General features: G+C 67.9%; 22 protein-coding genes and 1 pseudogene. 13 read left to right on the top strand and 10 right to left on the bottom strand.

The window, feature by feature from the left end; all coding sequences use genetic code 11:
- Nucleotides 1–35: 35 nt before the first annotated feature.
- Nucleotides 36–242: a hypothetical protein gene (locus tag IEY07_RS10500; RefSeq protein ID WP_229669938.1), complete on the top strand. Its 207-nt coding sequence runs from the start codon at nucleotides 36–38 to the stop codon at nucleotides 240–242.
- Here IEY07_RS10500 and IEY07_RS10495 read toward each other — a convergent pair.
- Complete coding sequence (locus IEY07_RS10495; RefSeq protein ID WP_188895232.1) at nucleotides 230–1,009, bottom strand: DinB family protein; 780 nt, start codon at nucleotides 1,007–1,009, stop codon at nucleotides 230–232. The genes IEY07_RS10500 and IEY07_RS10495 overlap by 13 nt on opposite strands.
- A 201-nt stretch (nucleotides 1,010–1,210) precedes the next feature.
- Here IEY07_RS10495 and IEY07_RS10490 point away from each other — a divergent pair.
- From IEY07_RS10490 to IEY07_RS10475, 5 genes and pseudogenes are all read left to right on the top strand, one after another.
- Nucleotides 1,211–1,828 (top strand): annotated as a pseudogene (locus tag IEY07_RS10490) (SDR family NAD(P)-dependent oxidoreductase).
- Nucleotides 1,752–2,153 (top strand): hypothetical protein, encoded by a 402-nt coding sequence (locus IEY07_RS24100; protein ID WP_229669937.1) that lies wholly within the window; start codon nucleotides 1,752–1,754, stop codon nucleotides 2,151–2,153. Before IEY07_RS10490 ends, IEY07_RS24100 begins: the two are co-directional and overlap by 77 nt.
- A 41-nt stretch (nucleotides 2,154–2,194) precedes the next feature.
- Nucleotides 2,195–3,346 (top strand): winged helix DNA-binding domain-containing protein, encoded by a 1,152-nt coding sequence (locus tag IEY07_RS10485; protein WP_188895230.1) that lies wholly within the window; start codon nucleotides 2,195–2,197, stop codon nucleotides 3,344–3,346.
- Nucleotides 3,343–4,344, top strand: a complete 1,002-nt coding sequence (gene galE, locus IEY07_RS10480) for a UDP-glucose 4-epimerase GalE (protein ID WP_188895228.1) — start codon at nucleotides 3,343–3,345, stop codon at nucleotides 4,342–4,344. The genes IEY07_RS10485 and galE overlap by 4 nt, the downstream gene beginning before the upstream one ends.
- Before the next feature lie 29 nt (nucleotides 4,345–4,373).
- The gene (locus IEY07_RS10475) at nucleotides 4,374–5,144 is read left to right on the top strand and encodes an SDR family NAD(P)-dependent oxidoreductase (RefSeq protein WP_188895226.1); all 771 of its coding nucleotides are present in this window, start codon (nucleotides 4,374–4,376) and stop codon (nucleotides 5,142–5,144) included.
- Here IEY07_RS10475 and IEY07_RS10470 read toward each other — a convergent pair.
- Nucleotides 5,116–5,730: a winged helix-turn-helix domain-containing protein gene (locus tag IEY07_RS10470; protein WP_229669936.1), complete on the bottom strand. Its 615-nt coding sequence runs from the start codon at nucleotides 5,728–5,730 to the stop codon at nucleotides 5,116–5,118. The genes IEY07_RS10475 and IEY07_RS10470 overlap by 29 nt on opposite strands.
- Before the next feature lie 95 nt (nucleotides 5,731–5,825).
- On the opposite strand from IEY07_RS10470, the gene IEY07_RS10465 reads away from it, so the two are divergent.
- The 5 genes from IEY07_RS10465 (at nucleotide 5,826) to IEY07_RS10445 (ending at nucleotide 12,303) form a co-directional block, all read left to right on the top strand.
- Entirely contained in the window at nucleotides 5,826–7,109 is a 1,284-nt protein-coding gene (locus IEY07_RS10465; protein WP_188895224.1) for an MFS transporter, read from the top strand.
- A 350-nt stretch (nucleotides 7,110–7,459) separates the two neighbouring features.
- Entirely contained in the window at nucleotides 7,460–8,083 is a 624-nt protein-coding gene (locus IEY07_RS10460) for a peptide deformylase (protein WP_229669935.1), read from the top strand.
- Nucleotides 8,084–8,234: 151 nt separating this feature from the next.
- Entirely contained in the window at nucleotides 8,235–9,581 is a 1,347-nt protein-coding gene (locus IEY07_RS10455; protein ID WP_188895222.1) for an ammonium transporter, read from the top strand.
- Nucleotides 9,578–9,916 (top strand): P-II family nitrogen regulator, encoded by a 339-nt coding sequence (locus IEY07_RS10450; protein WP_188895220.1) that lies wholly within the window; start codon nucleotides 9,578–9,580, stop codon nucleotides 9,914–9,916. Before IEY07_RS10455 ends, IEY07_RS10450 begins: the two co-directional genes overlap by 4 nt.
- A gap of 26 nt (nucleotides 9,917–9,942) precedes the next feature.
- Complete coding sequence (locus IEY07_RS10445) at nucleotides 9,943–12,303, top strand: [protein-PII] uridylyltransferase (protein WP_188895218.1); 2,361 nt, start codon at nucleotides 9,943–9,945, stop codon at nucleotides 12,301–12,303.
- Nucleotides 12,304–12,341: 38 nt separating this feature from the next.
- Here IEY07_RS10445 and IEY07_RS10440 read toward each other — a convergent pair whose 3' ends face one another.
- Together IEY07_RS10440 and IEY07_RS10435 are read right to left on the bottom strand one after the other, a co-directional pair.
- Entirely contained in the window at nucleotides 12,342–13,277 is a 936-nt protein-coding gene (locus IEY07_RS10440) for a carbohydrate kinase family protein (RefSeq protein WP_188895216.1), read from the bottom strand.
- Nucleotides 13,278–13,326: 49 nt separating this feature from the next.
- On the bottom strand, nucleotides 13,327–14,451 hold the full coding sequence (locus tag IEY07_RS10435) for a DUF4192 domain-containing protein (protein ID WP_229669934.1): 1,125 nt from the start codon (nucleotides 14,449–14,451) through the stop codon (nucleotides 13,327–13,329).
- 145 nt (nucleotides 14,452–14,596) lie between these two features.
- Here IEY07_RS10435 and IEY07_RS10430 point away from each other — a divergent pair, with 145 nt between their 5' ends.
- Both IEY07_RS10430 and IEY07_RS10425 read left to right on the top strand, forming a co-directional pair.
- Nucleotides 14,597–15,367, top strand: coding sequence for a DUF4352 domain-containing protein (locus IEY07_RS10430; protein ID WP_188895212.1), 771 nt, complete (start codon nucleotides 14,597–14,599; stop codon nucleotides 15,365–15,367).
- Nucleotides 15,368–15,455: 88 nt separating this feature from the next.
- Entirely contained in the window at nucleotides 15,456–16,421 is a 966-nt protein-coding gene (locus tag IEY07_RS10425) for a DUF4432 family protein (protein WP_188895210.1), read from the top strand.
- Nucleotides 16,422–16,439: 18 nt separating this feature from the next.
- Here IEY07_RS10425 and crcB read toward each other — a convergent pair whose 3' ends face one another.
- The 6 genes from crcB to IEY07_RS10395 form a co-directional block, all read right to left on the bottom strand.
- Nucleotides 16,440–16,829: a fluoride efflux transporter CrcB gene (gene crcB / locus IEY07_RS10420; protein ID WP_188895208.1), complete on the bottom strand. Its 390-nt coding sequence runs from the start codon at nucleotides 16,827–16,829 to the stop codon at nucleotides 16,440–16,442.
- Complete coding sequence (locus IEY07_RS10415) at nucleotides 16,826–17,278, bottom strand: fluoride efflux transporter FluC (protein ID WP_188895206.1); 453 nt, start codon at nucleotides 17,276–17,278, stop codon at nucleotides 16,826–16,828. The genes crcB and IEY07_RS10415 overlap by 4 nt, the downstream gene beginning before the upstream one ends.
- Nucleotides 17,279–17,390: 112 nt before the next feature.
- Entirely contained in the window at nucleotides 17,391–18,617 is a 1,227-nt protein-coding gene (locus IEY07_RS10410; protein WP_188895204.1) for a Gfo/Idh/MocA family protein, read from the bottom strand.
- Between the two features lie 78 nt (nucleotides 18,618–18,695).
- Nucleotides 18,696–19,706 (bottom strand): Gfo/Idh/MocA family protein, encoded by a 1,011-nt coding sequence (locus tag IEY07_RS10405; RefSeq protein WP_188895202.1) that lies wholly within the window; start codon nucleotides 19,704–19,706, stop codon nucleotides 18,696–18,698.
- The gene (locus tag IEY07_RS10400; RefSeq protein WP_229669933.1) at nucleotides 19,703–20,719 is read right to left on the bottom strand and encodes a Gfo/Idh/MocA family protein; all 1,017 of its coding nucleotides are present in this window, start codon (nucleotides 20,717–20,719) and stop codon (nucleotides 19,703–19,705) included. The genes IEY07_RS10405 and IEY07_RS10400 overlap by 4 nt, the downstream gene beginning before the upstream one ends.
- 55 nt (nucleotides 20,720–20,774) lie before the next feature.
- The gene (locus IEY07_RS10395; protein ID WP_188895201.1) at nucleotides 20,775–21,893 is read right to left on the bottom strand and encodes an ROK family protein; all 1,119 of its coding nucleotides are present in this window, start codon (nucleotides 21,891–21,893) and stop codon (nucleotides 20,775–20,777) included.
- Nucleotides 21,894–22,014: the final 121 nt, after the last annotated feature.

The raw sequence follows: 22,014 nt of genomic DNA, 5'->3' as shown, positions 1-22,014 counted from the left end.
CGTGATGGGCGGGTGCTGGTGTCAGAACCCCCATCGTGATCCCGGTCTGGAGAAGCCCGACGCAAAGCGCGTCGCCAAAACGGGCGCGGGTCGAAGCCGTCTCCGAGGCAGCCGAAGGACGTAGATCAGTGCCGTTCATCTTCTCCGCGACCGTCGAACTGTTCGAACAGAACGGATTCCAGCGTCTGCGTCAGGTCGGCAAGCACTCCTGGATCGTCGGCCGGGTCATTCAGCCTGCCTGACCGGCAGTGATCCGATCAAGATCGCGTACGGCGTAGCGTTGATGCTCCCATTCCTCCTCGAGAATCGTGTGCAGGCAGGAAAGTGTGGTCTCGCTGAAGTCCGGATCGTGCGGGTTCCGGTGGTCAGCCGCGAGCTCGTCGGGCGTCACACTGGCGAGGAATTCGCCCACCATGGCGACCCGTCCGGCGCGCGCCTCGAGCACCTGGTCGTAGGTCGGTAGCTCGGAGGCGAAGATCGACTTCGGCACCTCGTCAGCACTGGCGGTATCCATCAACCCGAACGGGTGGAACGGCTGCTCCTTCTCCAGGACCGCCTTGCCGAACCACATATCCGTCGCCAGCACGAGATGCCGCAGCGTCTGGGCGAACGACCATTCGTCGTCCACCGAGATATCGACCGTTCCCGCCGGCATCGCCGCGACCCTATCGAGGACCGACTGCCAGGCTGACCGGAGGGCTGTCCATGCGGCGCGAAGACCATCCGGATCGGCGGCGCGGCGCTCGGATCGACCGGGAAAGCGGCGGTTCAGCTCCGCATCGACCAGGGGCACCACGTCGACGTCGTTGACCAGGAAGGTTCCGTCGTACAACCAGGGCGCGTCGATCTCGGAGCGATCGACGTCGACCGCGCGCATCACCACACCGGACACGTCGCTACTGCGGAACCGAGCATCGGCGAGATCGACGCGATGGAAGCGGGCGCCGCCCAGCTTGACCCTCGTGAATGTGGCGCCCCGGAGATCATTGTCCGCAGTGAACTCGGGCATGCGTTGCCCCTTCTCTCTCGTGTTCGATCAGACTGTCTCGTGGTGAACCAGACGGGAGCCAGCGATTCCGGCGAAGCATCCGACACACCCGGTTCAGATCGTCAATCAGTGAGATTAGCGGACCGGACAGCCGCCCCAACGGAGTCCGACGGTCACGCAGCGGGTAGTGACCGCTCATTCACATGAGAAAGGCAGGACGCGGTGGCGACACAGATCGACCTATCCGGACGCACAGCCCTGGTCACAGGATCGACGCAGGGCATCGGACTCGCGATCGCAGCGGGTCTTGCCGCGGCAGGAGCGCGGGTCGGAATCAACGGCCGTCGACAGCAGCGTGTCGAAGAAGCGATGCAGGACGTCCGGGAATCCTTGCCCGATGCCGATCTGGTGGCTGTCGCCGGGAGGTGACGAGCGAAGGCGGAGCGCACGACGCGGTCGAGGCGCTGGGCCGCATCGACATCCTGGTCAACAACCTGGGAATCTTCGGGTGCTGCCGAACCGCTGGAGATCTCCGACGAGGAATGGCGCCGCCACTTCGACACCAACGTCCTGTCGGCGGTCAGGCTGACCCGGCTCACCCTCCCTGACATGATCGAACGCCAGTGGGGCCGTGTTCTCAACATAGGCAGTGATTCCGCCGTGGTCACCCCTGCCGAAATGATTCATCACGGCGTCTCCAAGACCGCGCTGTTGGCTGTCTCGCGCCGGCTTCGCCAAAGCGGCCGCTGGGACCGGAGTCACGGTGAACACCGTGCTGGCCGGCCCGACCCACACCGGCGGAGCCGTGCGGGTCGACGGCGGCTACCTGAGCGGCGGTGACGGCGGCTTCGACGCGGAGCAGACGATCAGCGACCGGCCGGCGGGTCCCGGTCGCGACCTCGACTACCGGCTGACCGACGAGGGCGAGACGTTCCTGGCCGACATCGAGGTACGGATTCCGCAGAGCCGCCGGCCGCTGATCCGCTACTGCGTGGACTGGACCGAGACCCGGCACCATCTGGCGGGTGCGCTGGGCCGCGGGATCCGCGACCGGTTCCTGGAGGCAGGGTGGGTGACGTACGGTCCGGCGAAGCGGACGCTGACCGTGACGCCGGACGGCGAGCGTGCACTCGGACGCCATTTCGGGCTGCGGCTGGACTCCTGAGCCGGTCAGGAACTGTCACCATCGGCGGCTAGCTTTCCCGTATGAAACTGTCCGCCGAGCGACTGCGCGCGATGACGCTGGCCCGGCAGTTCCCGGCGATCCGCGGCCGCGGTGAGCCGCAGCTGCTTGATCTCATCGGACGGCTTGGCCCGATCCAGTCACAGGTCCCCCGTGCGCCCTTCCTGACCGCAGCCTCACGATTGCCCGGCATCGACTACCCGACGATCACAACCGCCTTCGAAGAACACCGACTGCTCAAGACGACCAACCTCCGGGGCACCGTGCACACCACCGTGGTCGGACAATTCGCTGCTGCGGACAGCGTCCGGAGACCGCGGAACGCCCGCGAGCTCGCGAGGACGTTGCATCTCGATCCGACCGCGGTGAACGCGTTGATCAAGGACCTCGAGGCGTACTGCGCCGGCGACTGGCGGCAGCGCAGCACGCTTCTTGATCATGTACGCCGCCGACTCGCCGAACGGCATCCGGCAGACCCCGCGCGGGACCTGGGTGACACCTACAGTCGCAACCTCGTCTGGGGGCACAGCGGCCTGGTCCGGCGGCCGCGGGATGATCATTGGGAATCACGCACCGACAGCTTCCACCGGACCGCCCTCCGGGTCCTGCCTTCGATCCCGGAGACCGACCATGATGCTGCGGTGCGTGAGCTGGCGCGGGTGCATCTGGCTTCCTACGGTCCGGCGACCCGCCACGACGCGGCGTGGTGGCTCGGTGTCCCGTTGGGGACGGTCGATCGTGCGATCGCCGTACTGGAAGCCGAACTCGTGCACCACACCGGGCCCGACGGGACCGACCTTCTCGACCTGGCGGACATCCCGGCCCATCGTTCAGCGGATCCCGGCCTTCGGCTGTTGCCGGAATTCGACGGACTACTGGTCGGCTACCAGGGCGGCCACCGGGACCGGTTTATAGACCATGATCAACTCGATAGCGTCTGGGCCCGCAGTAACGGGCTGTTCTCCCCCACGGTGCTCTTCCATGGCCGGATCGTCGGCAGCTGGCGGACCCGCGGGCCGCGGACGGCGACGATCATCGAGATCAACCCGTTCGACTGCCGGGCAGGGATCAGCGATGCCGACCTGGCTCCTGCGGTCGAGGCGACGACCCGGGCCCTGGATCTGGTCATCTCCGACGTACGCGTCCTGCAGCCGACCGATACGGTGGACCCATGAGCGTGCTCGTCACCGGCGGCGCCGGCTACATCGGTTCCCACGTCGTCCGATTGCTCCGCGAGCGCGGCGATCAGGTGGTCGTGGTCGACGACCTGAGCAGCGGGGTGGCCGAGAACGTCGGCGATGCAACGCTGGTGCAACTCGACCTCTCGCTGACCGATGTCGTGGACTCCCTGGGCAAGGTGATCGCCGAGTTCGAGGTGGACTCAGTGATCCACATCGCCGCCAAGAAGCAGGTCGGTGAATCTGCCGAACGCCCTGCCTGGTACTTCTCCCAGAATGTCGGCGGCTTCGCGAATCTGCTGCTGGCGATGGAGGCCGCCGGTGTCGCGAAGCTGATGTTCTCCTCGTCGGCGGCCACCTACGGCAGCCCGGACGTGGAGCCGGGGACGCTGATGCGGGAGGACGGCCCGAGCCTGCCGATCAGCCCGTACGGCGAGACCAAGCTGGTCTGCGAGTGGATGATGCGCGATGCAGCACGCGCCTGGGGACTGCGGGGGGTCGGCCTGCGGTATTTCAACGTGGCCGGGGCCGGCTGGCCCGAGCTCGGGGACCCGACCCGCTTCAACCTGATCCCGATCGCCCTCGGGCAGCTGACCAGCGGCAACCAGCCGGTGATCTTCGGCGACGACTACCCGACCGCGGACGGCACCTGCATCCGCGACTACATCCACGTCCTGGACCTGGCCGACGCCCATCTGGCAGCACTGGACTACCTGGACCGGGACCAGCGGCCGTACGACATCTTCAATGTCGGTACCGGCACCGGCTCGTCGGTCTCGGAGGTGCTCACCCAGATCGCCCGGTCCACCGGCTACGACGTCCAACCGTCGATCGGCAAGCGACGGCCCGGCGATCCGGCGGCACTGGTCGCCGACGTCTCCCGGATCGCCAACACTCTGGGCTGGACTGCGAGTCACGATCTTGCCTCGATGGTCGATTCGGCCTGGCAGGCCTGGGAACCGACGCACGGCGCCCCTGAAGTGCCGCCCACCTGAATCGGAACTGACGATCGGAGCTGACGATCATGGAACCATCGCTGGCAGGACGGCGCGCCCTGGTCACCGGCGCGAGCCGCGGAATCGGCCGGGCAATGGCCGAGGAGCTCGGCCGGGCAGGTGCCGCAGTCGTCCTGGTTGCCCGATCCCGGGCCGATCTCGACCAGGCCGCCGACGCGGTCCGCCAGTCGGGAGCGACGGCAGTGGCGATCACTGCCGACCTCGCCACCGACGACCCGGCGACGCTGGCTGCACGCGCCGCGGACGAGCTGGGCGGCATTGACATCGTGATCAACAACGCCGCGGTCCTGCAGCCGCTCGGCCGGTCCGGACCCGAGATCGATCCCGTTGCCTGGCGGCAGTCCCTGGAGATCAACGTCACCGCTCCGGCCATGATCACCTTCGCCCTGCTGCCCCAACTGCTGGCCGCCAGGTGGGGACGGATAGTCAATATCTCCAGCGGGGTCGCCGCCAATCCGGGCGCGATGATCAACGCCAACGCCTACGCCGCTACGAAGGCTGCCATCGAGGGGCACACGTTGAATCTGGCCGCCGAGCTCGAGGGCACCGGCGTCACGGCCAACGTCTATCGGCCCGGCACGGTGGATACCGAGATGCAGCAGACGTTGAGGACGCAGGATCCTGACAAGACTGGTGCATTCCTTCCGGACCGCTTCCGTCGGCTCTACGAGCGCGGCGGATTGATCACGCCGGAGCACTCGGCCCGGTCCTTGGTGCAGCGGATCGCCGACGCCGGGAACGGGCAGATCCTCAGCGTCGCCGACGCTTCTCCCCAGTAGTGCCCGCACCCTCGCCCTCAGCTGCCTCGTCCTCGGTGCTCTCCGCCGCGGGATCCCACGGACCGATCGCGAACAGCACCCGGTGATAGCGGCGCTCCGGATTGTGCGGGTCCCGACGGATCGCCTCCACGCTCGCATTCACTCTGCGGGTGATCACCGAATGGATCTCGTCAGCCAGTTCCCGCATCTCGGTGACGGTCAGTCTCGCCTGCTGCACGCTGGCCGAGCTGTCCTTGTCACCGGATCGCGAGGCACGGAAGATCATCTGCTGCAGCCAGTCGATGTACGGCTTCAGATACTGCTCGACACCCGGGATGTCTTCGTCGATGGTGAACGAGTCGAAGGTCTCCTTCCAGACCCGATCCCGGCGATCTTTCGCCAGCTCCGGCGCCTCCTCGATGATGCCTGCCTTGGCCAGAACCCGCAGATGGAAGCTGACTGAGTTGGCCGGCTCACCGAGAGCCTCGGCCAGGTCCGCCGCGCGAGCATGTCCGAGGACCTCGAACTCCCCGAGGATCCGCTGCCGGAGCGGATGCGACAGGGCGCGCAGCACCGCCGGGTCTGTGACATGCATCGAGCCGGGCACCGAGCCAGCCTAGCAAATCGCGCACCATAAATTGCGCATCGAGAATTGCGCAAGAAGACTTGCGCATTTCTGTCCTGGGCCGTAGCGTCATCCTCGTGAGCGTGACACCCGAGGCCGCCGCCGAGCCGGCACTGCGGCACAACCGGCCGTACGTACTGCTGATGGCCGGGCGGACGACCCAGCTGATCGGTTCCGGGATCGGCTCCTTCGCGGTGCCGCTGATCGCGTACGCCCTGACCGGCTCGGTCGCCCAGGCCGGTGTGATCGCGGCCATCGGTCAGATCGGTGGCCTGGTGATGACACTGCCGACCGGCGTGCTGGCCGATCGCACCGACCGTCGAAAGATCATCGTCGCCGGCGCAGCGATCGGTGCGGCCTGCTGGGGCTGGATCGCGGTCGCGGGTTTCCTGGGCTGGCTGACCGGCTGGCAATTGGCCGCCGCACTTTTCGTCTCATCGGTGATCGGCACTGCCGTCGGCTCCGCGGAGGCGGCAGCGATCCCCTACGTGGTCCCGGTCACCCAACTGCCGCAGGCAATGGCGGTCGTCGAGGGCCGCGGCGCGGTCGCATCGCTGCTGGGCGGCCCGGTCGGCGGTCTGCTCTACTCCGTGGCGCGGATGATTCCGTTCCTGGCCAACGCGATCGGCGAATTCGCGATCCTGGTGTCGACCTTCTTCATCCGGGTCCCGTTGAACGATCATCATGACGGTCCCCGCGAGCACCCGCTGCGATCGCTGGCCGAAGGTCTGCGCTTCTGCTGGAGCGTTCCGCTCTTCCGGGCCGCAATCGGTCTCTTCGCGATGGTCAATCTGACGATCAATGCGGTCGTCATCGCGATCACCCTGCATCTGGTCCGCGATCACACGACGCCGTTCCTGATCGGGTTGCTCGACTTCGTGATGGGCGCGGCGACCTTGATCGGATCGCTCTTCGCGGGCCGGTTGCTCAACCGGTTCCGGGTGGCGACGATCACCATCACAGCGCTGGCCCTGTTGTCAGTCGGGATCGCGATCATGGCCCTGGCCCAGTCGTACCCGGTCTATCTGATCATGTTCGGCGTACCGATCCTGCTCGCCCCGGCGCTCAACGCCGGACTCGGCGGCTACGTCGCGGCGGTCACGCCGCACCATCTGCAGGGCCGGCTCAGCTCGGTGCTCAGTCTCACCTTCCTGCTGAGTGCGCCCCTGTCCCCCGTCGTCGGCAGCCAGCTACTCGCGCACTTCGGTCTCGGAGTCACCCTGTGGGTGCTTGCGGCCGCACTGGCGGTCACCACAGTTCTGGTCGGCTTCATGCGATCGCTGCGCCAGGTCGGCCTGCCGTCGACCTGGGTCCATCACAAGATCACCTGGCCGGCGCCGGGCGAATCCCCGGAGCGGTGACGGAGGTCGTCCGAAGCGTCCGCGGATCCGCACCGGAGATGGCGGAGTCGGCGGATCATCTGCGCCCGTTCGGCCCAACCCCCGGATCCTTGCTCCACTTCGGTCCCAGCTCCGCGGTCCTTGCCTCAGCTTCGTACCCTCGGCTCTCCTCGAACGGGAGCAAGGGTGCCGACGTGAGGCAAGGGCCTCTGCGGTGGGACCGAGCTGAGGCGGGAGCGCTCCAGCCCGGATCGAAGTGGAGCAGGGATCCTCAAGACGGGGCCGAACTGGAACAAGGACAGGTCGAACGGAACTGGAGCAAGGACAGGCCGAATCGGCCAGGGACCAGCGGTTCGTCGTACGCTTCCGGCGTGGACACGACGATGATCGACGACGCCGTCAGGAGGGTCCTGGAGCAGCCGCGACCGCTGCCGATCGTGCAGGCCGGCGACCCGGTCCTGCGCCGCCGGGCCGAGGACGTACCGGCCGATGTCGACCGCGGACTGCTGTCGGAGTTGATCGCCGCGATGCGGGAGTCGATGCACGCCGCGCCGGGCGTCGGGCTGGCGGCACCGCAGGTGGGACTCGGCCTGCGACTGGCTGTGCTGGAGGATCCTGCAGGCCTGCCCGGCGACGTCGCCGACGCCCGGGACCGCCGGCCGCTCCCGTTCACCGTGATCATCAACCCCGAGTACCGGCAGGTCGGTCATGACACTGCCACCTGGTACGAGGGCTGCCTGTCGATCGCCGGCTGGCAGGCTGCGACCGAACGCGCCGTGACGGTCGAGTTGCGTTGTCTGGACGAGGATTTCGCCCCGGTCGTCGAACGCTTCACCGGCTGGCAGGCGCGGATCGTCCAGCACGAGACCGACCATCTCGCTGGCACCCTCTACGTGGACAAGGCGATCCTGCGCTCGCTGTCGGACAACTCCTCCTACACCCAGCGGTGGTCGGGCGCGGATCTCCAGCAGGCCCGCAACCAGCTCGGCTTCTGACCGGGCACCCGCGACCAGCGGCCCTGGCGACGCTCAGGACGAAACACGTTCGTAACCTGGCCCGACCATCCACTGCAACACGGTTCCAGCAAAGTTGGCCGCAAATCACGGACCGGGGAGTCCGTGATTCCCAAGCCACAAGGAATTGCCCATGACTGTGATGGAAGTGAACTCCGGCGACACCGCCTGGATTCTCACGTCTGCGGCCCTGGTTCTGTTGATGACACCCGGGCTCGCTCTGTTCTACGGCGGCATGGTACGTGCCCGGACCGTGCTCAACATGATGATGATGAGCTTCGGCGCTCTCTGCCTGATCTCCGTCACCTGGGTCCTGTATGGCTACTCGATCGCGTTCGGCAACGACGTCGTCGGTGGTCTCTTCGGAAATCCGTTCGAGGAACTCGGACTCAAGGGAATGATGAAGGACACCGGGGCCGGACTCCCCTCGATGGCCTTCGTCGCTTTCCAGGCAGTGTTCGCCATCATCACGGTCGCCTTGATCTCCGGTGCGATCGCTGATCGGGCCAAGTTCGGCACCTGGATGGTGTTCGGTCTGATCTGGTCGACCGTGGTCTACTTCCCGGTCGCGCACTGGGTCTTCGATTTCACGACGACCGATGACAACGGCACCGTCACCCACGTCGGCGGCTGGATAGCGAACAATCTCAAAGCCATCGACTTCGCCGGCGGCACGGCGGTGCATATCAACGCCGGTGCCGCAGGTCTGGCCCTGGCCCTGGTCCTGGGCAAACGGATCGGCTGGAAGCGCGACCCGATGCGGCCGCACAACCTGACGTTGGTGATGCTCGGCGCCGGCCTGCTGTGGTTCGGCTGGTTCGGGTTCAACGCGGGGTCTGAGGTGGCGGCCGACAATTCGGCATCGGTGGTCTTCGTCAACACCATGACGGCGACCGGTGCCGCGGCGCTCGGCTGGCTGCTGGTCGAACGGATCAGGGACAAGCACGCCACGTCGCTCGGTGCCGCGTCGGGCATCGTCGCCGGCCTGGTCGCCATCACCCCGTCCTGTTCGTCGGTCAGCCCGATGGGCGCTATCGCTCTCGGCTTCCTCGCCGGTGGTATCTGTGCCCTCGCGGTCGGGCTGAAGTGGAAGCTGGGCTTCGACGATTCCCTCGACGTCGTCGGCGTGCACCTGGTCGGCGGTTTCTGGGGCACCATCGCCGTCGGCATCTTCGCCGACAAGGATGCTCCGGCAGGCGTGACCGGACTCCTCGGCGGCAGCGCGGACCAGATCTGGCGGCAGTTCGTCGGGGCGGTCGCGGTCCTGGTCTACAGCTTCGTGCTGGCCTATGCGATCGGCTGGATCCTGGAGAAGACGATGGGCTTCCGGGTCAGCAAGGAGGACGAGCAGACCGGCATCGACGAGACCGAGCACGCAGAGTCCGCGTACGATTTCGGAAGCATCAGTGGTGGGCTGCGGACCTCGTTCGCCCGCGACGAAGTTGATGCCCCGGCGACCGATCAGGAGGTGCCCGCATGAAACTCGTGACCGCGATCATCAAGCCGCACATGTTGGACGAGGTGAAGTCGGCCCTCGAGGCCTTCGGGATCGAGGGCATGACCGTCAGCGAGGCCAGCGGTTTCGGCCGTCAGCGCGGCCACACCGAGGTCTACCGCGGCGCCGAGTACACCGTCGACCTGGTCCCCAAGATCAGGCTCGAGATCCTGGTGGACGACGCCGATGTGGCCGATGTCACCGATGTGCTGGTCAAGAGTGCCCGGACCGGACGAATCGGTGACGGCAAGGTCTGGATCACCACCGTCGAGGACATCGTCCGGGTTCGTACCGGCGAGCGTGGACTGGACGCGATCTGATCGAAGACAAAGGGTCCGATATCGAGATGACAGCGAGCCGCCGCCGGGACCTCACCGGCGAGCGGCTCGCCGTCGCTCTCGAGTCGTCCTGGGCACCGGGCGCCGGCCCGGATCGCCGGCTGGCGATGACCGGGATCGTCGAAGAGGCCCTGGAAGAGCTGTACTCGGTCGCGGACGGCCCCGCGACGGGCGTAGCGCTGGCGACGGTAGGCAGCCTGGCCCGACGTGAGCTGGGGCCGCGGTCCGACATCGATCTGGTGCTGTTGCACGACGGCAGCATCCGCATGATCAACAATCTGGCCGAACGGCTGTGGTACCCGCTCTGGGATCGCGGCGTACGCCTCGACCACTCGGTCCGCACCCCGGCCGAATGCGTCCGGGTGGCCGGCGACGAACTGTCCGCAGGTGTCGGACTGCTGGACCTGCGGGTGATCGCCGGCGACGCCGAGCTGGTCCGAAACACCCGGAGCCGGCTGCTGGACTCCTGGCGCTCCGGCGCCCGGAAGCGGCTGGAGGAACTGATCGTCTCGATCACCGACCGGGCCCGGACCTTCGGCGACGCCGGCTACCTGTTGGAACCCGATCTGAAAGAGTCCCGCGGCGGCTTCCGTGACATGGTCATGCTCCGGGCATTGGCCGCGACCTGGCTGACCGACCGGCCGCACGAGGGCGTACTGGACTCCTACAACCTGCTGTTGGATGTCCGGGACGCGCTCCACCTGGCCTCCGGCCGAAGCCTGGACCGGATGCTGGCGACCGAGACCGACGATGTCGCCAAGCGACTCGGGATCGGCTCGGTCGACCAACTGCATCGCTCGGTGTCGATGGCGGCGCGCCGGATCGGCCACGCGATCGACCTGACCATCCGGGCCGCCCGAGAGGCGGCGCCGACACGACGGATCCTGCGCCGGGATCGTCGACCCCAGCTGGACCGGGCCCCGCACGGACTGGTGATCAACCGCGGCGAGGTCAGCCTCGACAAGGCCACCGCACCCAACGATCCGCTGGTCGGGCTGCGAGCCGGGGCGCTGGCGGCGCGGAGCGGACTGGTGCTGTCCCCCGTGACGGCGGAGAATCTCGGCAAACATGCGCCGCCGCTTCCGACACCGTGGCCGAGCGAAGCCAAGGACGCCTGGCTGGACCTGCTCTCGTCCGGTCCGGCACTGCCGCCGGTCTGGGAAGCTCTGGAACTCAATGGCTGCATCACCCGCTGGATCCCGCAGTGGTCGCTGATCCAGGCGCTTCCCCAGTACAACCCGATCCACCGGCACACCGTCGACCGGCATTCGGTGCAGACCGCGATCGAGGCACACCGGCACCTGACTGCGGTCGAGCGGCCCGACCTGCTGTTGCTGGCCTGCCTCTTCCACGACATCGGCAAGGGGTTGCGGACCCAGGGCGTCCCCGGGACCGAACACGCCTCCGCCGGCGCCCCACTGGCGCGGCAGATCGTGCTCGACATCGGGGTCAGCGAAACCGACGCGGACCTGATCGAACTGCTGGTCCGCGAGCACCTGGCCCTGGCCGAGCTGGCCACCCGCCGCGATCACGCCGACCCGGCGACCATCGATGCGCTGATCGCCGCCGTCGACGGCCGAACCGAGGTCCTCGAGATGCTGCGCGCGCTCACCGAGTCTGACGCCAGGGCCGCCGGCCCGACCGCCTGGTCGGCCTGGCGCGGCCGGCTGATCAACGATCTCGCCGACCGGGTGTTGTCCCGGCTGCACGGCACCCCGCCGCCGGCCGACACCGGGTCGGAGGCGGCAGTCGCGCTGTCGCGGGCAGTACGCCACGACGGTCGGCCGCGGATCGACCTGCACCCGCAACCCGGCGGCCCGGAATTGATCATCGCCTGCCGGGACCGGCTGGGACTCTTCAGCGACACGGCCGGTCTGCTGGCGGCGCATCGGGTCGGGATCCGGTCGGCACTGACCAACACCGTCGACGGGATCGCGGTGAGCACCTGGCTGACCGATGCCGAGGGCACCGCGGATCTCCCCGATCCGGCCCACCTGGCCGGCGAACTACGACGGCTGGCCGACCATGATCAACGATCCCTGGCATCGATCCGCCGTTACGAGGAACGGATCCAAGCCTCCGACCAGGTCCCGGTGGTCAAGTTGATCGAGGATGCCAGCCGGAGCGCCGCGGTGATCGAGGTCCGGGTCGCCGATCGTCGCGGGCTGCTCTACACGATCGGCGCGCTGCTGGCCGGGGCGGACCTGTCGATCCGGTCGGCCCACGTCACCACCCTCGCCGGGCAGGCGATCGACACCTTCTACGTCACCGAGGCCGACAACACTCTGCCGGGCCCGGATCGCTGCACCGAGGCGGTCGCGCTGCTCACCACCGCGGCCGCAGGCGTCGGGGAGGCCGGCCGGCCCTGAGTCCCAGCAAGAACCCGGCCGATCAAGAGCCTGGCTGATCACAGGTCGGTGCGGGCCTGGAGTTCCTCGATCTCGGCGGCGGTCGGCGGCTGGGCACCCTGCCGGGCACAGACGATCGCGGCTGCTGCTGCACCGCGGCGCAGTGACTCCTCCAGCGGCAGGCTGAGGCGTACGTGGCCGTCCAGGAACCCGGCCATGAAGGTGTCTCCGGCGCCGACCGTGTCGACCAGTTCGGTGGGATAGGCCGGTATGTGGGTCCAGCCGTCGCCGGTCAGCGCGCTGGCACCGTCCTCGCCGCGGGTGATCACGACCATGCCGAGCCCGAAGTCGGACACCCAGCGCTCGGCGGCGGGCTGCCAGTCGCCGGCCAGGAACCGGACGTCGTCGTCGCTGGCTTTGATCACTCCGGTCGGCCCGGCGACCTGCAGCCAGCCGGTGATGCGGTGCCAGTAGTCGGCCGGATCGGTGACCACCGACGACCGGACGTTGATGTCGATCGAGATCGGCGCCGTCACCGACCGGAGCCACTCCAGCAGCACCCCGGCGCCCGGTGGCACGATCAGGGCCAGCGAGCCGATGTGCATCCAGTCCTCCGGCACCAGCGCCGGCAACTCGTCGGGCTGCCAGCCGAAGTTGGCCGTCTGGTCGAAGTGGAAGGCGTACGACGCCTTGCCGCGCTCGTCGAGACTGACCACGGCCAGCGACGTCACCTGATCGCTGGAGACCGCCAGGTCGAGCCCGACGCCGGCCTTCTCCAGATGCCCGCGCAGTTGCCGGCCGAATTCGTCGGTGGAGATCCGGCCGAGAAAGTGGCTGTCGGCGCCGAGCATCGACAACGCGACCGCTGTGTTCATCGGGCTGCCGGCCGACAGCGCCGACCAGCCGGTGGAGAACGTGTCGCCCGGACGGTCCTCGTCCCGGACGAGATCGATCAAGGTCTCACCGCAGACCACGAACCGCCGCTCAGCCGCCATGGCGCTCAATCTAGTGGGCCGGACGCGACGGACCGACCCGGTCCCGGCGTCAGGTCCGGCGGTAGCCGGCGTCGAGGCCCTCCCGGACCCCGCCCTTCATCCGGTCCCAGACCGCGGGCGGCACCGCCCGCTCGTTGATCTCCTGCAGGGTCCGGACCATCGAATACTCCGGCGTCAGCTGACGCGCCCGCTCCATGCAGCACACCTGGAGAGCCCCCTGGCCCTGGATCCAGGCGGCCATCCCGAGCAGGCACACCGCCGGCGTCGCCAGTGCCGGGACCGCACGGGAGACCACCTGCTGCCAGAGCTCGACATGGATCCAGGCGGTCTGTCGCTCCATCATCGACCAGGCCTCGTCGCGGACCGGGACGTCCATCACCAGCAGCGCGAGGGTGATCAACTCTCGGTCGGACAGGTCGACGCCCTCGCCGGCGGTCCGGCGGTCCACGTAGCCGGAAACCAGATCGCGGATCTGGGTCTTGCGGAGCCGAAGGGCGCGGGACCGGATCACGCCGGCCAGCTGGTCTGCCTGCCGGCGCAGTCCCGGCAGGTCGGCGTCGTCCGGGCCCGCTGTGAGCCGTTCGAGCTCGGTGCGGTCGGCATAGCTGGTCATGCCGTGGAAGACCGCCTCGGCGGCCAGCCGGTTGCTGCCAGGGTCGTACGCAGTGCCCTCGGCCGGACAGCAGTCCGGACCGCAGCTGCGCGACCACCACCGGTGATCGTCGGTGTAGATCGCCTCGATGACCCGCAGCGATGAGAGCTTGTCCATCACCGGCAGCAGCATCGCGTCTGCTCGTCCGGGGTCGGCACTGTAGGCGATCAGGACGACGCCGGTGGCGCGGTTGGTGACGGCGATCGCGCCGAATTTCTGCGCGACGCCGGTGACATCATCGACCAGGTCGACGCGCACCGTGACCTTGACGGTCCGGTCGGCGATCACCATCATCACCAGCGACTCCGACGGCTGGAAACCGAGCAGGTACGGCATCAGGGCGAGCAGGTCCTCGGGGTGATCGACCTTGAGTCGCCGGATGTCGGAGCCGTCAGCTCGTGGTGGGGTGGAGCCGGCGCCCTTCCGGCGGTGGCGACGGTCAGAGCGACGGCCGGGGCGGCAGTCCTGGCCCCGATCAGGGCGACGGGACGGAACCGGCGATGGAAGCGAAGAGGTGGTCACACTCTGAACAGTGGGCCTGTTCGGCGAAGTGGTTCAGCATGGAGCCGAATCTGTGGACAACCCGGCAGGTCCGCGATGCTGTGGATAACCGGCGACGCGACGCCAGCACTTTCTTCTGCGGTGCGCGGCGGTACGTTTGGTGCCGATGAGTTCCCAGCCACCCGAGCTCGGTCCGGACCGCCGAGGACCGGATTTCGCGCCCCCGGGCAACGGAGGTGCTGGTGCCGACCCCTACCGGCAACCGCCGTACGGCTTCGGTTACCAGAACCAGTCGACCCCGGGCTTCGGCGGCCATCCGAACGCCGGGTCCGGCGGTCCCCAGTATCCGCAGCGCCCGCATCCGCAGCGCCCGCATCCGCAGCGCCCGCCCCAGCCGCAGGGGCCGAAGAAGGACCGGCGACCCGCCATCATCACCGCCGCGCTGATCGGCGTCGTCGTCCTGATCGTGGTCATCGCCTCCATCCATGCCGTGCACGGTGACCAGCAGGCGGCTCGGGAGCAGGCCTCGCCGACCCCGACGCCGCAGCCGTCGGCGCTACCGAGTGACGGGCCGAATTCCATCAGCTTCACCTCCAGCGAGGGCAGCGGCCGACTGACGCTGGTGTCGCACGACTGGACGACCACCGGTGCGGAACCTCCGCGCTACGGCCAGTTCCTGCAGTTGGAACTGAAGATCAGCGCCAGCGATGGCCGGGTCAGCTATGGTCCGGAGTTCTTCCAGACCTTCGACGAGACCGGGAATCTCTTCCAGACCACCGAGGTCGGAGCCAAGCCGCCGCTGCTCGCCGACGGCGTGCTGCATTCCGGTCAGACGGTGACCGGCGACATCGCTTTCGACATGCCACGCGGCGCGGTCACTCTGCTGATGAGCAACTCGCTGCTGGAGTCGGTCACGGCACTACGGATCACCGACTGACCCCGGGCCGCTGTCGGCTCGGTAGGCTCTGCCCAGCAGCGGCGCCGGGACGATCCGGCGTGGCGGTGCTTGAGCAGAAGGAGCGTCGATGGCGGAGCAGTTCGAGGTGCGCGGCTGGCCAGTGGTCCGGTTGGCCTCGTCGATGGTGACGGTCGACGTGCTTCCCCAGTTCGGCGCTGCGATCACGTCGGTACGCAGGACGGCCGACGAGTTCGAACTGCTGCACCGGACGCCGTGGGGGCTCCCGTCGCGGGGCGTACCTCAGCTCAGCGGGACGGCTGAGACGGAGCGCTACGACGTCGACCCGGGCGGCTGGGAGTCGATCTTCCCCAACGGCGGCGACACGGTGACGGTCGACGGCGCCGACCAGGGATTCGACGGCGAGGCCCGGATCTCACCATTCGACGTCGTCGAACTGTCCGACACGAAGATCACCATGACGACACGGCTGCGGCGCAGCCCGGTGGCGATGACCAAGATCGTCTCGCTCACGGACGCAACGGTCACGGTGACCGAGACCGTCCGCAACCTCGGCACCGAGGACCGCGACGTGATGTGGGGCAGCAACCTGCAGTTCGGCGCCCCCTTGATCAGCAAGGACACCGAGATCGACTGCCCCGCCGCGCTGGTGCATCCGGACGCGACGATCCTGTACGACTCCGACTACGAGGACGCGATGCCGTGGCCCCGGACCCCCGGACGATCGTCGGTGATCAATCTGCGCTACCTGCCGGAGCCGGGTTCGGAGAACCGGATGGCCTATCTGACCGACCTGTCACAGACCCGGGCCACGATCACCAACCGGGTGCTGGGATGTGCGGTCACGCTCGACTGGGACGCCGACCCGTGGCCCTACCTCTGGTACCAGCTGGAGGCCGGCGGCACCGACGGGCATCCCTGGTTCGGCACCGGCTACTTCCTGTCGCTGACTCCGAGCAGCAGTTGGCCGGCCCACGGACTGCACGATGCCCGGCGGGTCTCAGCGAGCGCGCTCAAGTTGGCGGCCGGTGAGGAGCGTACGGCACGACTGTCCCTGGAGATCAGCAGCACCTGACCGGGCCGGGGATGCGGCTCAGAACGAGCGGCCGATGATCATGCCGGCGAAGGCGAGCGCCGTCGCGAGGACGACCATGCCGATCCCGTTGGCGATCACCGCCGCAGCGCGCCGTTCCTGGATCAGCCGGATGGTCTCGACCGAGGCCGAGCTGAAGGTGGTGTAACCGCCGAGGAATCCCGTGCCGGCGAGGATCTGGGCTTCGGTCGGGAGTCCGGCGGTGACGAGTCCGGCCAGCAGGCCGAGCAGCAGGGAGCCGCTGAGATTGATGATCATGGTTCCGACCGGGAACCTCGGGGCGAGCCTGGCCCGGACCAGTCCATCGATGGCGAACCGGGCTGCAGCACCGATGCCACCTGCCGCGGCGACCCCGAGAGCGGTGAGGAATGCGGTGAGGAATGCCGTCACTGCTCCCCCACCGCCTTCCGACCGCGGACGGCGGCAGCGAGCCAGACGCCGACCGCGGCGGCGAGCACTCCGGCCACGACCGAACCCAGTCCGTACGCGATCCCGGTTCCCCAGTGCCCGGTGTCGAGATAGGTCGCCGCATCCAGCGCCAGGGTGCTGTAAGTGGTGAATCCGCCCATGAAGCCGGTGCCGAGCAGCAACCGGAGCGTACGGCGGAGCCCGACATCCGGGCCGCGGAGCGCCAGCGATTCCAGCAGCACGCCGAGCAGCAGGCTGCCGACGACGTTGATCACGAACGTGATCGCGGGGGCGGAGATGGCCGGCGCGACCACGTTCGTGAGCTGGTAGCGCACCTCGGCCCCGACCGCGCCGCCGAGGGCGACGACGGCGAGATAGACCGGCCGCCGATACGGCGGCAACTCCGGGGTGGGTGGACCGGGTACGGGCATGACAGGCTCCTTTACGCAGCGGGAATGCGTTCAGGAGCCATCAGCATCGTCGCGGTTCGGACTGCACCACAGTCCTGGCGGGGTCCATCGCCGCGACGATTCTACCGTCCGATCACCAGGTCGGCTTCTCGGGGCCGTCGCCGAAGTCCGGGATCGGCAGCCGTACGCCGCCCTGTTTGGCCGACTCGTAGGCGATGACACCCGGCAAGGTGAAATGCGCGGCGGTCCACGCGTTGACCGGCGGCTGGGTCTTGCCGGTGACGGCCCGGACGAAATCATCGGCCAGGAAGTGGTGCGAGCCCTCGTGACCGTTGTGCGCGCCCTCGAACTCCTTGGGCAGCCGGGACCGGTCCTGCACCTTGGCGGTGCCGGAGGCGAAGCTCTGCATCAGCGCCGGATCGACGTCGCCGAAGCCTTCGGGGATCTGGCCGCCGTGGGTGTAGAAGAGATCGCTGATGTCGATCGTCTCGCCTTTGGCGTAGTCCTCGCCCTCGGTCTTGACACTGAAGGTGGCGCCGTGACCGGTCTGCTCCATCACCGCATCGGTGCCGTAGAAGCGGAACCGGGACTCGTGCCCGTTCCAGTAGCCGACCCGGCGGAACTCGTTGGTCCGCATGGCGCCGCCGTCGGCCAGCTCGAAGAGTGCCGACATGTTGGAGAATTCGTTGCCCCACAAGGAAACCCCCTTGTCGAACACGCCGTCGCCACGATCGTCGCGGATCCCGATGCAGCTGACGCTGGTGGCATGCGTCGGCAGCGCGCCGAGAACGCCGCCGATGGCGTGGGTCGGGTAGAGCATGGGTGGGTAGCTGGCGGTCTGCTTCCAGTTGTCGCCGCCGCTGTACTGGTAGGCGGCGTAGAAGCCGTTGTCCATGTCGTGGACGTAATCGCCCTCGGAGTAGAAGACCCGGCCGAGCTCGCCGTTGGCGATCTTGCTCCGGGCCCACACGACGGCCGGGTTGTAGTAGCTGGTCTCGCCCATCATGTAGATCAGGCCGGTCTCCTCGACCTTCTTGACGATGGCCTCGATCTCTTCGACCGTGATCGCCATCGGCACCGCCGAGTAGACGTTCTTGCCGGCCTCGAGGGCCTTGATCGCCAGCTCACCGTGGGTCCAGCGCTGAGTCATGATCGCGACCGAATCGACATCGGAGGCAAGCAGCTCATCGACATCGGCGAAAGTACCGGCAAGATCATATTTCTGCCGATGCTCCTCCGCGCGCTGGGGCACGAGGTCGGTGGCGTACACCTCCTCCACGTCCGGATGGAGTTGCCAGAGCCCGATGAAACTGCGGGCGAATTGTCCTGTACCGATAACGCCGATCTTCACAGCATTCATCCTGTCAGGCTGCCCGGCCGGGGCCGCAACGGGCCCCGGCCGAGAAGTCCGCATGCTGGGCTGTTTCGTCCGGTGCGACTACAGGGTGACGGTCTGCCCGGTCCGGACCGACTCGTACGCCGCCTGCACGATGGACACCGTCCGCAGCCCGGACCGACCGTCCGGGCCTGGCTTCTTTCCGCTGGCCACCGCGTCCAGGAACTCGTTGATCATCGCCTGGTCGGCGTCGACACCGTACGGGAACCAGAGACCGTTCTTGTCGGTCTCGGAGTGACCGTCGACCCGGGCGTTGAAGGCGTCCATGTCCGCGATCCCTCTGCTGCCGACCAGCTGCAGGGTCAGTCCGCCCCAGGTCGGGTACGAGTCCGGCTTGGACCAGCTGCAGTCGACCGTCGCGATCACGTCGTTGGCGTACTCGATCGAGACCAGACCGCCGGTCTCCACCTCGACCTCGTCGCTGTGCAGGATCTTGTTGCTGACCGCGTAGACGCTCGTGGCCTCGACACCGCCGAGCAGGCTGTCCAGCAGGTCGGCGACATGCACGGTGTGATCGGTGATCGACCCGCCACCGGCCAGTTCCTTGTCGACGAACCACTTGCGGACGTTCATCGGCAGCCGGCCGTTGTTGGTCCCCAGCACGGACTTCACCGTGCCGACCACACCGGCGTCGTAGGCGTCCTTCAATTCAAGGAAGGCAGTCGAGAAGCGAACCGGATGGGCGATCATCAAGGTCACCCCGGCCTGCTCGCAGGCATCGACCATGGCCTGGGCATCCTCGACGGACGTCGCCAGCGGCTTCTCGCTGAGCACGTGCGCACCGCGGGCCGCCGCCTGCTCCGCCAGCGGCCGGTGCAGGGAGTTCTCCGAGCAGATGATCACCGCATCGGGACCCCACTCCCAAACATCGTCGTAGCTCTCCAGGTAGCGGACGCCGAACATCGCGGCGATCTCGGGTCCGCCGCTCTCCCCCTCGGCCCGATCGGCGTGATCGGGATCGGTGGCAACCAGTTCGATGTCGTCGCGCTGGGACAACGCGTGCAGGTACGACATCGCGTGCAGATGGGCGAAGGACAGGACGGCGATCTTCATGCTGCAACTCCTGCGAGCTCGACGGAGACCGGCTGGCCGGTTTCCAGGGACGTGATCGCGGCCTCGGCGATCACGGTGGCGGCATAGCCGTCCTCGGCACTCACCCGTGGAGCCGGTCCGACGGTGAAGGCCCGGGCGAATTCACCCAGCTCGGTCGTGAACGGGCTGACCCCGCGCATGGCGGGCAGCAGGCCGGTGCCGGACTCGTCCGGGGTGCCGCCGTCGATGACGACCGGCTTGTACTGCGTCGAATCGTGGCGCAGGATGCCGCCGGTCCCGGCGATCTCGAAGGTGGTCCGGAAGGTGGTGCCCGGGCGCGCCCAGACGCCGCCCACATAGGAGATGGCACCGGAGACATGGGTGAGCACGACCTGCGCGTTGACGATGGCGTCCAGACCTTCGCCGTTCTTGGAGATCCGGGCGAACGCGGTGCTCACCTCGCCGGCATTCCACCGGGCGAAGTCCAGATCATGGATCATCTGGTCCAGGATGATGCCCCCGGACTGGGCGTCGTCGTGATACCAGGCCCGGTCCGGACGGGTGCCGCCGCGGGTGAAACGCTGCACCGCGATCTCACCGATCGTTCCCTTCTCCACCTCGCGGTGCATGGTCTCGTACTCGCTGAAGAACCGGACCACGTGGCCCGGGTAGAGCTGCACCCCGGCCGCAGCGCAGGCGTCGATCGCGGCACGGGCGTCGGCAGCCGTACGTCCCAGCGGCTTCTCGCTGACGACGTGTTTGCCGGCCGCCGCCGCGGCCTCGATGTACTCGCGGTGGAAGGGCGTCGGCGTGACCACGTCGACGACGTCGACCTGACTGATCAACTCCTCGAAGGAACCGACCACCGTGCCGCCGCCGAAGTAGGCGGTCAATTCGGGTGCTCCGTCGAGGGCGTACACGCTGACCTGGGCGCCGAGACCGAGCCAGGCGGGCAGGTGGGCGCCGGCGATGCCGCCGGCTCCGACCATGCCGACCCGGAGCGGCTCGGAAGCCGGCGGGACCAATGGTGACACTGGGATCTCCTTTGTTCTTTTGCTGTTCTCGTTACTGAGTTGGGTTTCAGGAGGGCTAGGGGGCGACGACCGCGGCGATCAACGGGTCGTCTGCGGCGGCCGACAGCAGGGATTGGTGCACGGCACCGAGCGCGACGCCGGTGTCCCCGAGCTCGGACCCGACCACCGGAGTGCCGCGCGCGGATGCTCCGAGATCATCGAGCACAGCGGGCACGATCTGATCGGCTGCGCCGGCCAGGCCGCCGCCGATCACGACCACCTCCGGATCCAGGACGGTGATCAGGAAGCGGATGCTGCGGGCCAGCTCGGAACAGAACCGGCGCACCCGGTCCCGGCTGTCCGGATCGCCCGTACGAGCCGCGGTGAAGACACCAACCACCTGTTCACTGTCGGCATTCTCGTCGCCGAGCAGGATCTCCGGGGTGTCGAAGAACAGCTCCGGGACCGAGCCGATCTCACCGGCCTCGCCGTGCCGGCCGTTGTGCACGGTCTGGTTGATCATGAAGGCCGCCCGGGTCCGGCGGCCGGCCAGGATGTAGACGACGTCACGGCACAACCGCGCGGCACCCAGGCGTTGCTCGGCCAGCACGGCCAGATTGGCGTCGTTGCCGACCATGATCGGAATGCCGGCCCAGTCGCTGAGGACGCGGCCGATGTCGTGACCGCTCCACTGCGGGACGACGACCGACCGGGTGATCCGGCCGGACGCGTCGACCGCGCCGGGGACGGCGACCGTGATGCCGCGTAGATGATCAAGTCCGATCGGGATGCGCGATGCCGCCGAGACGACCGTCTGTTGCACCAGGGCGAGCAACTCCGGCCCACCGGTTCCCGGTGGCACCTCGGCGCGCTCCCAGGTGCGTACGTTCCCGGTCAGGTCGGAGATGGCGGCCAGCACCTTGTGCCGGCCGACGTCGACGCCGGCGACGAAGGCACAGTCCGGGTTGATCAAGTAGTTGCGGGCCGGTCGACCGGCTCCCGTCTTCCCATCGACCGGTCGCGGGTCGGTCTGGGCGACGAGCCGGTCGGTCGCCAGTTCCGCGAGGATCGACTCAAGGGTCGGCCTGGACAGCTGGGTCAGGCCGCGCAGCGTCGCCAGGCTGGCCGGCCCATGGCCGGCCAGGCAGCGAAGCACGGCGGCGGTGTTCGCCCGCCGGTGCAGGTCCCCGGGCACGGAAATACGCTAAGTGCTTTGACAGAATCTGCGCAAGCGATTCCGGACCGAATATCGCAATGAAACACGGATTTAACCAAGGTGCCTCGCATATCACCTCCGCTGTGTTGTCGGATCGGCA

Source organism: Microlunatus endophyticus (genome assembly GCF_014646195.1).
Lineage (GTDB): Bacteria > Actinomycetota > Actinomycetes > Propionibacteriales > Propionibacteriaceae > Microlunatus > Microlunatus endophyticus.
Note: the sequence above shows the minus strand (reverse complement) of the source record. Positions and strands in the feature narration are given on the sequence as shown.